Origin of the sequence: Mesorhizobium sp. M4B.F.Ca.ET.089.01.1.1 (assembly GCF_004022605.1) — a bacterium.
In the GTDB taxonomy this organism is placed as follows: domain Bacteria; phylum Pseudomonadota; class Alphaproteobacteria; order Rhizobiales; family Rhizobiaceae; genus Mesorhizobium; species Mesorhizobium abyssinicae.
In genome coordinates, this window is sequence record NZ_RZOS01000129.1 from 1 (window position 1) to 13,608 (window position 13,608).

The following is a 13,608-nucleotide window of genomic DNA, read 5'->3' on the forward strand; positions in this document are numbered from 1 at the left end:
GTTGTAGAGGAAATCCATCAGGCGGCCCTCGGTCCGGAGCCGTGCTGGTGGTCGTGATCATGCGCATGGCCGTGGGCATGGTCGTGATGATCGTGCCCATGATGGTCATGGTCGTCCGGCTCGCACCAGGGCGCGTTCTCTTCCCAGGCCTCGTGGAAGCGCCGTGCCTTGAGAAGGTTCTCCGGCCGCAGCGTCTCTTTTGTCTCGCCCCAGGCAACCGGCTGGCGGGCAAGCAGCAAGGTCTCGGGGAAATTCTGTCGCACGAGATCGAGATCGTGGACGACGACCATGATCGTGCGCTCCTCGCCATGCCAGCGCTTGATGAGCTGGATCAGGTCGCCGACGGTCTTGGCGTCGACGGCGTTGAACGGCTCGTCGAGCAGGATGAGATCGGCATCTTGCAACAGCACGCGGGCAAACAGCGTGCGCTGCGACTGGCCGCCCGACAGCGTGTCGATCGGGCGTTTTTCGAAGCCGCCGAGGCCGACCGCCATCAGCGCCTGGCTGACGGATTCGCGGTCCTCCTTGGTGTAGCGCCCGAGCAGGCCGCGCTTTGGCCACAGGCCGAGCGAAACCAGGTCAACCACCCGGGCCGGGAAGGAGCGGTCGAGCTCCGACTGCTGCGGCAGATAGGCGGTGCGCACGTCGGGCGCGCGCGTGACCGCGCCTTCCATCGGCTTCAGCACGCCGACAATGCCCTTCATCAGCGTCGACTTGCCCGAGCCGTTGGCGCCGACAACGGCCGTCAGCGATCCCTTGCGGATCGTGCCGTTGAGATGGTGGATCGCCGGGTGGCTGCCATAGCCGAGCGTCAGGTCGCGGAAGGTCAGGCAGGCATTGGTCATCGGCGGTCCGTAAGGGCGGCGGCCCGTCGTGCGGGCGGCTCAAGTCGATATGTGATGTTATTACATTAGTCAACAAGATGGCCCGACGCAATTTGGTCACGGCGGTCAACTCGCCGTGTACGCAACGGGCAGGGGGCACACAATTGGCTCAATTGGTTTCGTCCCTGCCGGCCTTGCCCGAAACCGGCGCGGACTCTAAAGAGGCGCAACCGACAATAGGAAGGAACGCCCCATGAGCATTCGTCGCATCGATGTTGGCCCGCGCATGAGCCAGATCGTCATCCACGGCAACACCGTCTATCTGGCCGGCCAGGTCGGCGAGCCCGGCGGCAATGTCGCCTCGCAGACCCGCGACATCCTGAAGACCATCGACGAATTGCTGGCCAAGGCCGGAACCGACAAGACCAAGATCCTGCAGACCATCATCTGGCTGGCCGACATGAGCACCTTCGCCGAGATGAACGCGGAATGGGACAAGTGGGTGCCGCAGGGCCACACGCCCGCCCGCGCCACCGGCGAGGCCAAGCTGGCCGGCCCGGAATATCTGGTCGAGATTATTATTACGGCGGCGATTTAAGGCGCGGCGCCCGAACTGCCAATCTCCCCCCTCGTGGGGGAGATCACTCATCCCTGCGACGGCGTGAACCTTGCCACCAGCGTGTGGCTCTCAGCCGGATAGATAAAGCGCACATGCGTCACCGGGTGCTCCGCGCTCCAGGTGCGGCGCTCGACCACCAGGCAGGGCGCGCCGGTTTCGATGTCGAGCGCGTCGGCGACATGGTCGTCCGCGGCCGTGGCGCGGATGCGGTGCTCGGCTTGGCTCCACGGCACGCGGCCAATCAGCCAGGGGCCGGGCGCTATGCCCAGGAATTCCTCCTCGCCGGCTTCCGCGACGGCGGCGAGATTGATCAGCCGCTGCTCATGCGCGAAGGGCCGCTGGCCGGCGAAATGCAGGCATTCCAGCGAAAGCACCAGGCCTGGGGCGGAAAGCCCGAGCAGCGCCCGGTCGTCGGCGCTGCTGCGCCGCTTCAGCCGAGCCAGCCTTTCGTAGCGGTAGGGCAGGCCGAGCGCCTCGACCTCGATCCGGATGTCGTGCAGTTCCAGCACCGCCGCCTGCGACTGCGGCTGGCGGACAAAACTGCCGGACCGGCGACGGCGTTCGATCAGCCCGGCCTTCGCCAGCTGCGACAGCGCCTTGTTCACCGTCATGCGCGAGCAATTGTACTCGGTCGTCAGCTCGTGCTCGAACGGGATCCTGTGACCGGGCGCCCAGGCGCCGGACAGGATCTTCTCGCTGATGTCGGACAGGATGCGCTGGTGCAGCGAGACAGCCTCGCCTCCTTCCGCCTCCATTGTCTCGATCATGCTCATGTCGCGGTTCGGCTGTTGAACGAGCTAGGCTGCCGACAGCGCGGTCATGACGGCACGGAACCGCTCGGCGATCGCCTCGCGCCCGATATGCCTGCCGCCGCTGACTTGCTTCTTGCCGTGCACCCAGACGCAATCGACGCTGGTGCCGTTGGCGAAGATCCAGGCATCGAGGATGGCGTCGCCCGTCTTGCCGGCGAGCGAAGGATGGTTTTGGTCGAGCGAGACAAAATCGGCCGACGCACCGACAGCGATCCGCGCCGGGCCGGCGCCAAGCGCGGTGCTGCCGCCATCGAGCGCGGCATCGAACAAGGCGCGGCCGGTCGAGCCGCCCGCCACTGCCAGCACGTTGCGGGCGCGGTGCGCCAGGCGCTGCGAATATTCAAGTTGCCTGAGCTCGTCCGGCAGGCCGATGAGCACGTTGGAGTCTGAGCCGACGCCGAAGCGTCCGCCATGTTCGACGAACAGCGGCGCGGCGAAGGTGCCGTCGCCGAGATTGGCCTCGGTGATCGGACAGAGGCCGGCGATGGCGCCGCTCTCGCCCATGCGGACCGTCTCTGTTTCGGTCATGTGCGTGGCGTGAATCAGGCACCAGCGCCGGTCCACCTCGGCATGGCCAAGCAGGAATTCGACCGGCCGCGCACCCGACCAGGCGATGCAGTCTTCCACTTCCTTTGTTTGCTCTGCGATATGAATGTGGATCGGGCCGTCCGGCGCCATTGCGGTCACCGCATTGAGTTCGTCCAGCGTCGCGGCGCGCAGGCTGTGTGGGGCGACGCCGACAACGGCCTGATCGAGCGAGCGAACGCTCTCGCGGCTTTTCTCAAGCAAGCGTCCGAACCGCTCGACATCGTTGATGAATCGCCGCTGGCCCAAATTGGGCGCCGCGCCGCCGAAAGAGGAATGAGCGTAGAATACGGGCAGCAGCGTCAGCCCGATGCCGGTTGCGCCGGCCGCTGCGGCAATCCGCTCCGCCATCTCGGCGATGTTGCCATAGGGCTTTCCGTCGCGATCGTGGTGGAGATAGTGAAACTCGCCGACTCGCGAAAAGCCGGCCTCCAGCATCTCTATATAGAGCTGCGCCGCCACCGCCTCGACCTGGTCCGGCGTCATCGACAGCGCGAACCGGTACATCACCTCGCGCCAGCTCCAGAAACTGTCGGCCGAGGGACCGCGCAGTTCGGCGAGCCCCGCCATGCCGCGCTGGAAGGCGTGGCTGTGCAGATTGGGCATGCCGGGGACAAGGACGGCATGGCGCTCGTCGCCGGGCAGCAATGAGGCGCCCGGTTCGACCGCCGCGACGCGGCCGCCCGCCAGCGTGATCCTGACATTGTTGTTCCAGCCGCCCGGCAGAAGTGCCTGTTCCGCGAAGATCGCCGTCACGATTTTCTCCGAATCCCGCTTTCCGATGACAATAGCACTTGCAGTGCGTCTCAATATGTATATACATAATTGCCATCTAATCAAACGGAAAAGATGATGGCGGCAGAAATCGAAAGCCGGGCAGGGGGCCTTCACCTTTGGCGCAATGCGCGCCTGGCGACCATGGCCGAAGGCGCGCCGGGATTGGGCATCGTCGAGAACGGCGCGATCGTCGCGCGCGACGGCCTGATCGCCTATGCCGGGTCCGAAGCCGCCATGCCTGCGGCGTTCGTCCAGGGCGCTGACATCACCGACTGCGAGGGTCGCTGGATCACGCCCGGCCTGATCGACTGCCACACCCATCTCGTCTACGCCGGCAACCGCGCCAACGAGTTCGAGATGCGGCTGGCCGGCGCTACCTATGAAGAGGTGGCCAGAGCCGGCGGCGGCATTGTCTCCTCGGTGAAGGCTCTTCGCGCGGCGAGCGAGGACGAACTGGTCGCCCAGACGCTGCCGCGCCTCGATGCGCTGCTGGCTGAAGGCGTGACCACCATCGAGGTGAAGTCGGGCTATGGCCTTGATGTCGACAATGAGAAGAAGTCGCTGCGCGCCGCGCGCCGCCTGGGCGATCAGCGCAGCGTGACGGTCCGGACCACATGCCTGGCCGCCCATGCGCTGCCGCCGGAGGCCAGGGGCGACAAGGACGCCTTCATCGATCTCGTCGCCAAGGACATATTGCCGGCGGTTGCGGCTGAAAATCTTGCCGATGCGATCGACGGTTTCTGCGAGGGGATCGCCTTCTCGCCGGAGCAGATGGCGCGCGTCTTCGACAAGGCCAGAGCGCTCGGCCTGCCGATAAAACTCCACGCCGACCAGTTGTCGAACCTGCATGGCGCGGCGCTTGCCGCGCGCTATGGCGCGCTGTCGGCCGACCATCTCGAATACACCGACGACGAGGGCGCGGCGGCGATGGCCAGGGCCGGAACCGTGGCGACCATTCTGCCCGGCGCCTATTACTTCATCCGCGAGACCAAGAAGCCGCCGGTCGAGCTGTTCCGCCGGCATGGCGTGAAGATGGCGGTCGCCACCGACAGCAATCCAGGCACCTCGCCGCTCACCTCCCTGCTGCTCACCATGAACATGGCCGCGACGCTGTTCGGCCTGACCGTCGAGGAATGCCTGTCCGGCGTCACCCGCGAGGCCGCGCGTGCGCTTGGCCTGCAGGAAAAGACCGGCACGCTCGAGGCGGGAAAGTTCGCCGACCTCGCCATCTGGAACATCGAGCGCCCGGCCGAACTCGTTTACCGCATGGGCTTCAACCCGCTGCATGCCCGCATCTGGAGAGGACAATGACCGAACTCGTTCTGAAGCCCGGCAACGCAACGCTGGCCGACTGGCGCGCCATCTATCGCGGCGCGGTGCCGAAGCTGGACGCCGCCTGCAAGCCCAGGATCAAGGCCAGCGCCGAGGCGGTTGAGCGGATCGTCGCCAAGGGCGAGCCGGTCTATGGCATCAACACCGGCTTCGGCAAGCTGGCCAGCGTGCGCATCCCCGCCGCCGATCTCGAAACGCTGCAGCGCAACATCGTGCTGTCGCATGCCGCCGGCGTCGGCGAGCCGATGCCGGTTGCCGTCACCAGGCTGATGATGGCGCTGAAGCTCGCAAGCCTCGCGCAGGGCGCCTCCGGCGTGCGGCCGCAGACCATCGCGCTGCTGGAAGCGATGCTTGCCAACGACGTCATTCCGGTCGTGCCGGCGCAAGGTTCGGTCGGCGCCTCCGGCGATCTCGCGCCGCTGTCGCACATGACGGCGGTCATGATCGGCGTCGGCGAATGCTTCACCCCGCATGGCCGCTTCCCGGCCAAGGTCGCCTTCGTCTCGCACGGGCTTGAGCCGGTGACGTTGGGCGCCAAGGAAGGACTGGCGCTGCTCAACGGCACGCAGTTCTCGACGGCTTTCGCGCTCGCCGGCCTGTTCGAGGCCGAGACGCTCTATCAGTCGGCGCTGGTCGCCGGCGCGCTGTCGACGGACGCCGCTAAGGGCTCGGACGCGCCCTTCGACCCGCGCATCCATCTGCTCAGGAAGCATCGCGGCCAGATCGAGACGGCGGGCGCGCTGCGCGATTTGATGGCAGGCAGCGCCATCCGTGAATCGCACCGCGTCGGCGACGAGCGCGCGCAGGACCCGTATTGCCTGCGCTGCCAGCCGCAGGTGATGGGCGCCGCGCTCGATGTGCTGCGCAAGGCGGCCGACACGCTTGCGACCGAGGCCAATGGTGTCACCGACAATCCGCTGATCTTCGCCGAGGACGACACCGCGCTTTCCGGCGGCAATTTCCACGCCGAGCCGGTGGCCTTTGCCGCCGACATGATCGCGCTTGCCGTCTGCGAGATCGGCTCGCTGTCGGAGCGCCGTATCGCCATGCTGGTCGATCCGGCGCTGTCCGGCATGCCGGCCTTCCTGACGCCCAAGCCGGGACTGAATTCCGGCTTCATGATCCCGCAGGTGACGGCGGCGGCGCTGGTTTCCGAAAACAAGCAGAAGGCCTATCCGGCAAGCGTCGATTCGATCCCGACCTCGGCCAACCAGGAAGACCACGTCTCGATGGCCGCGCACGGCGCCCGCCGCTTGCTTGGCATGATCGAGAATGCGACCGCGGTCATCGGCATCGAACTCCTGGCGGCCGCGCAGGGCTGCGATTTCCATGCGCCGCTGGCGTCCAGCGAAGCGCTTGAAGCGGTGCGCAAGCTGGTCCGGGCCGAAGTGCCGCATCTCGACAATGACCGCCATTTCCATCCCGACATGGAAAAGGCCATCGCCATGGTGCGCAGCGGCGCCGCGGTGAGTGCGGCGAGCGCCGTGGCCTTGCCGGCGATTGCGGGAGCGGCGTGATGACCGCGCCTTCCTGGCTCAGCGTAACCCGAGGCACCGCACCCTTGCTGGTCTCGATCCCGCACACCGGCATCGACCTTGCCGGTCTCGACAGCCGGCTGGTCTCGCCCTGGCTCGGCCGCCGTGACTGCGACTGGTGGATCGACAAACTGTACGATTTTGCGGCCGACCTCGGCGCGACGGTGGTGCACACGGCGATCTCACGCACAGTCATCGACGTCAATCGCGACCCGTCCGGCGTCTCGCTCTATCCCGGCCAGGCGACGACTGGCCTTTGCCCGACCGAGACCTTCGACGGCGATCCGCTCTACCATATGGGCGAGGAGCCGACGCCTTCGGAAATCGACGAACGCCGCGAGACCTACTTCAAGCCGTACCATGCCGCCTTGCAGGCCGAGATCGACCGCCTGCACGGCATGCACGGAAGAATCGTCCTCTACGACTGCCACTCGATCCGCTCGGTGCTGCCGCGCCTGTTCGGGGGCACGCTGCCGGTGTTCAACCTCGGCACCAATGACGGCAAAAGCACCGATCCGGCGCTGCAGGCCAAGGTCGCCGAGATCATGGCTGGTACCGGTCAGACCTGGGTGGTCAACGGCCGCTTCAAGGGCGGCTGGATCACGCGCAATTTCGGCCAACCGCAAAATGGCGTCCATGCGCTGCAGATGGAACTTTCCAACCGCGGCTACATGCACGAGCCCGAAGGCAGAGGCGCGCCGGACAACTGGCCGGTGCCGTACGACCCCGAATACGCGGCGCCGATCCGCGCCACGCTGAAGACCATTCTCGAAACCGCCATTGACTGGGCCGGGCGCTGACGCGCCGCCTTACTCGAAAGGGACAATGATGACCAATCCTCGTCACAATATCCGCGAAATCCGCAGCCCGCGCGGCGCCGAGCTCAACGCCCGCAGCTGGCTGACCGAGGCGCCGCTGCGCATGCTGATGAACAATCTCGATCCCGACGTCGCTGAAAACCCCAACGAGCTGGTCGTCTATGGCGGCATCGGCCGTGCCGCGCGCACCTGGAACGATTTCGACCGCATCGCCGCCTCGCTGAAGACGCTCGGCGACGACGAGACGCTGCTGGTGCAGTCCGGCAAGCCGGTCGGCGTGTTCCGCACGCATGCCGATGCGCCGCGCGTGCTGATCGCCAACTCCAACATCGTGCCGCACTGGGCGAACTGGGAGAAGTTCAACGAGCTCGATAAGAAGGGCCTGATGATGTACGGCCAGATGACGGCCGGCTCCTGGATCTATATCGGCACGCAAGGCATCGTCCAGGGCACGTATGAAACCTTTGTCGAGGCCGGCCGCCAGCACTATGGCGGCAACCTCAAGGGCAAGTGGATCCTCACAGCCGGCCTCGGCGGCATGGGCGGCGCCCAGCCGCTGGCGGCCGTCATGGCCGGCGCCTGCTGTCTCGCCATCGAATGCAACCCGGATTCGATCGATTTCCGTTTGCGCACCCGCTATGTCGACGAGAAGGCCGAGACGCTGGACGAGGCGCTGGAGAAGATCGAGCGCTGGACGAAGGCCGGCGAGGCGAAGTCGGTCGGCCTGCTCGGCAATGCGGCCGAGATCGTGCCGGAAATGTACAGGCGCGGCATCCGCCCCGACATGGTCACAGACCAGACCTCGGCGCATGACCCGGTGAACGGTTATCTGCCGAAGGGCTGGACCATGGCCGAGTGGCGCGAGAAGCGCGTCTCGGATCCGAAGGCGGTCGAGAAGGCGGCGCGCGCGTCGATGCGCGAGCATGTCGAGGCGATGGTGGCGTTCTGGAACGCCGGCGTGCCGACGCTGGACTACGGCAACAACATCCGCCAGGTCGCCAAGGAAGAGGGCTTCGAGAACGCCTTTGCCTTCCCCGGCTTCGTGCCGGCCTATATCCGCCCGCTGTTCTGTCGCGGCATCGGCCCGTTCCGCTGGGCGGCGCTGTCGGGCGATCCGGAGGATATCTACAAGACCGACGCCAAGGTGCGCGAGCTCACCCCCGGCAACACCCACCTGCACAACTGGCTGGACATGGCGCGCGAGCGCATTGCCTTCCAGGGCCTGCCGGCACGCATCTGCTGGGTCGGCCTTGGCGATCGCCATCGGCTCGGCCTCGCCTTCAACGAGATGGTGGCCAAGGGCGAGCTCAAGGCGCCGGTCGTCATCGGCCGCGATCACCTCGATTCCGGCTCGGTCGCGTCGCCCAACCGCGAGACCGAGGCGATGAAGGACGGCTCCGACGCCGTTTCCGACTGGCCGCTGCTCAATGCGTTGCTCAACACCGCCTCGGGCGCGACCTGGGTGTCGCTCCACCACGGCGGCGGCGTCGGCATGGGCTTCTCGCAGCATTCCGGCATGGTTATCGTCGCCGACGGCACGCCGGCGGCCGCCAAGCGCCTGGAGCGGGTTTTGTGGAACGATCCGGCGACCGGCGTCATGCGCCATGCCGATGCCGGCTACGACATCGCCATCGAGTGCGCCAAAGAGCACCAGCTCAACCTGCCGGGCATACTGGGCTGAGCATGCGCATCCTTCGTGCCGCCGGCTACCGCGTCATGCCGTGGAAGAACGGCGGCGGCACGACGACCGAAATCACTGTTTCGCCCGACGGCGCCGGCCTTGACGATTTCGACTGGCGCGTCTCCATGGCGCGCGTCGAGACGGGCGGGCCGTTCTCGAGCTTTGCCGGCATCGACCGCACGCTTTGCGTCCTGGAAGGGCAGGGGATCGTGCTCGATATTGCCGGCGGAACGCCGGCTGAACTGACCGGGGCCTCCGCCCCGTTTTCCTTTGCTGCCGATGTGCCGACCGCAGCCGCGCTGATCTCCGGCCCGATCACCGACCTCAATGTCATGACCCGGCGCGGCCGCATGGCGCACACCGTCGAGCGGCTGACGGTCGCGGCGTCTCTGGAAATCGAGGCCAGGGCGGACACGACCCTTGTCCTGCCCCTCGATGGCGAGATCGTGCTCGCCGGCACTACGCCCGAGCGTCTCGGCCCGCTCGATGCGCTGGTGCTGGATCGGGGTACCCCGAGACAGCGCCTGGAGCCGGCCGCCAGCACGATCCTGTTCGTGATCCGCATCGATCGGGCTGGCAGTAACCATTAACGCCTGTTGCCAAACATGATCGCGACGCCGGCGAAAATTGGCGTAAGCTCTTGCCCGCATCACGAAAAAGCCGGATTCCTTGCCTCGATCAGATACGGGACGGGGAGCGTGGGGCGCTCGTCCACCGCGTTGCTGAGAGATGACGCCCTGGGTGGTGCGGAAAACGAACTTTCGGCCTAAGTTGACATGCAACCAATTGCATTTGAGCAGGTTTTAGGGCCATTGCCGTGGCGGGGACGCCGCACCGTGCCCGCCATACGGAATTATAAATGAACATACAGACGAATCCCGCCAAAATCGAACTCACGAGCGCCAGCTTTCCGGTCATCACCGAAGCGCCGATACGCTCCAATTTCATGCCGGAAGACCGGCTGCGTGAGCTTGGCGCGGGTCTCGCCAAGGGAGACGTCAAGGATCTGTTCGGCCTGGCGCCGTTCGAATTCCAGGGCCGCATCCGCGACAGCGCCAAGCGAATCCTCGAGGTCTACCGCTCGACCAATGCCGCGCAGGCCAAGGGCGAAACCATCACGCCGGCGGCGCAATGGCTGCTCGACAACAATTATCTGGTCGAGGAGACGATCTTTCAGGTCAAGCGCGACCTGCCGCGCCGCTTCTACCGCCAGCTGCCGACGCTGAAACTGGCGGACGGAACCAGTGTGCCGCGCGCGCTGGCGCTGGCCTGGACCTATGTCGCGCATTCCGACAGCTCCGTCTCGGCGACGATGTTCAAGGCGATCGTCGAGGGCTTCCAGTCGGTCGAGCCGCTGAAGATCGGCGAGCTCTGGGCGCTGCCGTCGCTGCTGCGCTTCGTGCTGATCGAGAATCTTCGCCGCATAGCCGTGCGCGTCAACCGCACCAGGCAGATGCGCCAGATCGCCAACGAGGTCGCCGACCGCGTGCTGGCGACCGACGACAACGCCGACCGGCAGAAGATCCTGTCGCACTACGGCACCCATGCGCAGGACACCACCTTCGCCACCCAGTTGCTCTACCGTCTGCGCGACGGTTCGCAGAATGCCGGCCGGGCGCTGGAATGGCTGGAAAGCGAGCTGGAGAAGAGCGGCTCCGATGCCGAGGAGATCATCATCTCCGAGCATCACACGCTGTCCAGCGGCAATGTCACCACCGGCAACATCATCCGTGGCCTGCGCCTCATCAACGACGTCGACTGGACTGTCTGGTTCGAGGGCGTCAGCCGCATCGATACGCTGCTGCGCGAGAAGACCGACTTCGCCGCGCTCGACTTCTTCTCGCGCGACCAGTATCGCACGGCCATCGAAGAGCTGGCGCGCCGCTCGGAGCTCTCCGAATTCCGCGTTGCCGAAAAGGCGATCGAACTTGCCGGCCATGTCGTCATCGCCGACGCCTCCGGCGCCGAGGTCCCCCAGGCCGAAGCGACCGACGCCGAAGGCATGGTGCATACCGATGTCGGCTTCTTCCTTGTCGGCCCGCGTCGGCTGGAGCTGGAACAAGCGATCGGCTACCGGCCGACCATCAGTGTCACGGCCAAGCGCGCCTTCACCAGCACCGGCTGGCTGGGCGTCGTCGTGCCGGTCTTCGCGCTGACGGTGCTGCTGCTGGCGCTCGCCGGCAACGCCCTCGACCATCTCGGCCTGTCGCTGCCGTCCATCGTCCTGATGTTGGCCCTGTTCGCCGTGCCGGCCTCGGAAGGCGCGCTCGCCTTCTTCAACACCGTCGCGTCGCTGTTCCTGAAGCCGACGCGGCTGGTCGGCTATGACTACAAGCATGGCGTGCCGGCCGAGGCGCGCACGCTGGTCGTGGTGCCCTCGCTGATCGGCTCGCGCGACGATGTCGAGGAAAACATCCGCAACATCGAGGTGCATCACCTCGCCAATTCGGCGGGCGAAATCCATTTCGCACTGCTTTCGGACTGGCCGGATTCGAACACCGAGATCGACGCCGCCGACATCGAGATTCTGCAATTTGCGCGTGACGAGATCGCCAGGCTCAACGCCCGCTACCCCACTGAAGGCGCGCCGCGCTTCTACGTCCTGCATCGGCGCCGGCTCTACAACGCCGCGCAAGGCTGCTGGATGGGCTGGGAGCGCAAGCGCGGCAAGCTGCACGAGCTGAACCTTCTGCTGCGCGGCGACAGCGACACCACCTATTTGCCGCTCGACGTGCCGCTGCCGGAAAAAGTCGTGCATGTGATGACGCTGGACGCCGACACGCGCACCACCCGCGATGCCGTGGCCAGTCTGGCCGGCAAGCTCTGCCATCCGCTCAACCGCCCGCATTTCGACGCCGCCAAGCGCGTCGTCACCGCCGGCTACACCATTCTGCAGCCGCGCATCACTGCTTCGCTGACCAGCGGCGACGACGCCTCCTTCTTCCAGCGCGTCTTCTCCGCCAACCGTGGCCTCGACCCCTATGTGTTCGCCGTTTCCGACGTCTACCAGGACGTCTTCGGCGATGGCTCCTTCACCGGCAAGGGCCTCTACCATGTCGATGCCTTCGAAGCGGCGCTGAAGGACCGCATCGAGGAAAACACCGTCCTCAGCCACGATCTGCTCGAAGGCGCGCTGGCGCGCTCGGCCCTGGTCACCGATGTCGAACTGGTCGAGGACTATCCGACCCGCTATTCGGTCGACGCGTCGCGCCACCATCGCTGGGCGCGGGGCGACTGGCAGCTTCTCGGCTTCATCCTCGATCCGCGCTCCGGCGTGCCGGCGCTGTCGCGCTGGAAGATGGTCGACAATCTGCGCCGCTCGCTCACCCCGATCTTCTGGGTGATGGCGGCGATCGCCGGTTGGACGCTGCTGCCCTTCACCCAGGCCGCGCAATGGCAGGCGCTCTTGATCCTCAGCCTGTTCATGGCGCCGACCTTCGACATCGTCAACGGCATCCTGCCCAAGAGCGGCGACCAGACGCCGCGCGGCCATTTCTCGGCGCTGGCGCGCGACACCATCTTCGGCACCGCCCTGGTGGCGTTGAAGGTGCTTTTGATGGCGCATCTCGCCTGGATGATGGGCGATGCCATCGTGCGGACGCTCTACCGCCTGTTCGTCAGCCGGCAGAACCTGCTCGAATGGCGCACCGCTTCGCAGGCGCACAAGAGCGGCGGCAGCGACCTCGCCGCCTACTACGGCATGATGTATGGCGCGGTAATCATCGGTGTCGTCGGCCTCGCCATCCCGGTGCTTGCCGATTCCACCGGCGCCTTCGTCGCCTTCTTCTTCGCCTTGTTCTGGATCGGCTCGCCGGCGGTCGCCTGCTGGATCAGCCGCTCGGCCGAGACCGAGGACCGGCTGCGCATCTCGGCCGCCGACATCCATACGCTGCGCACCATCGCGCGCCGCACCTGGCACTATTTCGAGACCTTCGTGACGGCCGAGCATCACCATCTGCCGCCCGACAATTTCCAGGAAAGCCCGGCGCCGGTGGTGGCGCCGCGCACCTCGCCGACCAATATCGGCGTCTATCTGCTGTCGGTGGTTTCGGCGCGCGACTTCGGCTGGATCAGCCTGTCCGACGCGATCACCCGCATCGACGCGACGATGACGACCATCGAGAGCATGCCGCGCGACCGCGGCCATCTCTTCAACTGGTACGATACGACAACGCTGAAGCCGCTCTATCCGCTCTACATCTCGGCGGTCGACAGCGGCAATCTCGCAGGCCACCTGGTGGCCGTGGCGGCGGCTTGCGCCGAATGGGCGGAAGCGCCCTCCGTCCACCTGCAGGGCGATTTCGAGGGCATCCTCGACACGGTGACCATCCTCGACGAGAGCCTCGAGGAACTGCCCGACGACCGCCGGCAGCTCCGGCCCCTGCGCCAGCGGCTGGCCGACCGTCTCGACGGCATGCGCCGCGCCGTCATGACCATCAAGGCACAGCCCGAGATGGCGTCGATCCGCACCATCAACCTGGCGGTGCTGGCAGGCGAAATCCGCAAGCTCGCCGCCGCCATCCACACCGAGGCGGCGTCGCCGAAGAGCGACGTCATCGCCGACTGGGCGGCAAGGCTGGAAGCCACCTGCGAGGCGCATGTGCACGACTCGCACAATGACGAGA

The 13,608-nt window shown here is 66.2% G+C and carries 9 protein-coding genes and 1 pseudogene; 7 read left to right on the top strand and 3 right to left on the bottom strand.

The annotated features are described in order from the left end of the window. Positions 1 to 17: 17 nt before the first annotated feature. Positions 18 to 845, bottom strand: coding sequence for a zinc ABC transporter ATP-binding protein AztA (gene aztA, locus EN780_RS14680; RefSeq protein ID WP_128274434.1), 828 nt, complete (start codon positions 843 to 845; stop codon positions 18 to 20). A gap of 232 nt (positions 846 to 1,077) precedes the next feature. On the opposite strand from aztA, the gene EN780_RS14685 reads away from it, so the two are divergent. After that, complete coding sequence (locus EN780_RS14685; protein ID WP_127284608.1) at positions 1,078 to 1,422, top strand: RidA family protein; 345 nt, start codon at positions 1,078 to 1,080, stop codon at positions 1,420 to 1,422. Positions 1,423 to 1,469: 47 nt separating this feature from the next. Here the strand turns inward: EN780_RS14685 and hutC are convergent, their stop codons facing one another. Continuing rightward, positions 1,470 to 2,216 (bottom strand): histidine utilization repressor, encoded by a 747-nt coding sequence (hutC, locus tag EN780_RS14690; RefSeq protein WP_127284609.1) that lies wholly within the window; start codon positions 2,214 to 2,216, stop codon positions 1,470 to 1,472. Between the two features lie 24 nt (positions 2,217 to 2,240). Beyond that, the gene (locus EN780_RS14695) at positions 2,241 to 3,596 is read right to left on the bottom strand and encodes a formimidoylglutamate deiminase (RefSeq protein ID WP_128274436.1); all 1,356 of its coding nucleotides are present in this window, start codon (positions 3,594 to 3,596) and stop codon (positions 2,241 to 2,243) included. Positions 3,597 to 3,692: 96 nt separating this feature from the next. Here EN780_RS14695 and hutI point away from each other — a divergent pair, with 96 nt between their 5' ends. From hutI to EN780_RS14725, 6 genes and pseudogenes are all read left to right on the top strand, one after another. After that, complete coding sequence (gene hutI / locus EN780_RS14700; RefSeq protein WP_128274438.1) at positions 3,693 to 4,928, top strand: imidazolonepropionase; 1,236 nt, start codon at positions 3,693 to 3,695, stop codon at positions 4,926 to 4,928. After that, a complete protein-coding gene (gene hutH / locus EN780_RS14705; protein WP_128274440.1) occupies positions 4,925 to 6,466 on the top strand; it encodes a histidine ammonia-lyase in 1,542 nt (513 codons plus the stop codon). Before hutI ends, hutH begins: the two co-directional genes overlap by 4 nt. After that, positions 6,466 to 7,284, top strand: a complete 819-nt coding sequence (gene hutG, locus EN780_RS14710) for an N-formylglutamate deformylase (RefSeq protein WP_128274442.1) — start codon at positions 6,466 to 6,468, stop codon at positions 7,282 to 7,284. The genes hutH and hutG overlap by 1 nt, the downstream gene beginning before the upstream one ends. Before the next feature lie 28 nt (positions 7,285 to 7,312). Beyond that, positions 7,313 to 8,983 carry a urocanate hydratase gene (gene hutU, locus EN780_RS14715; RefSeq protein ID WP_127312089.1) on the top strand — a complete coding sequence of 557 codons (1,671 nt, stop codon included), beginning with the start codon at positions 7,313 to 7,315 and terminating at the stop codon, positions 8,981 to 8,983. A 2-nt stretch (positions 8,984 to 8,985) separates the two neighbouring features. Then, entirely contained in the window at positions 8,986 to 9,573 is a 588-nt protein-coding gene (locus tag EN780_RS14720) for a HutD family protein (RefSeq protein ID WP_128274444.1), read from the top strand. A 269-nt stretch (positions 9,574 to 9,842) separates the two neighbouring features. Next, positions 9,843 to 13,608: pseudogene (locus EN780_RS14725) on the top strand (DUF3131 domain-containing protein); the annotation flags it as partial.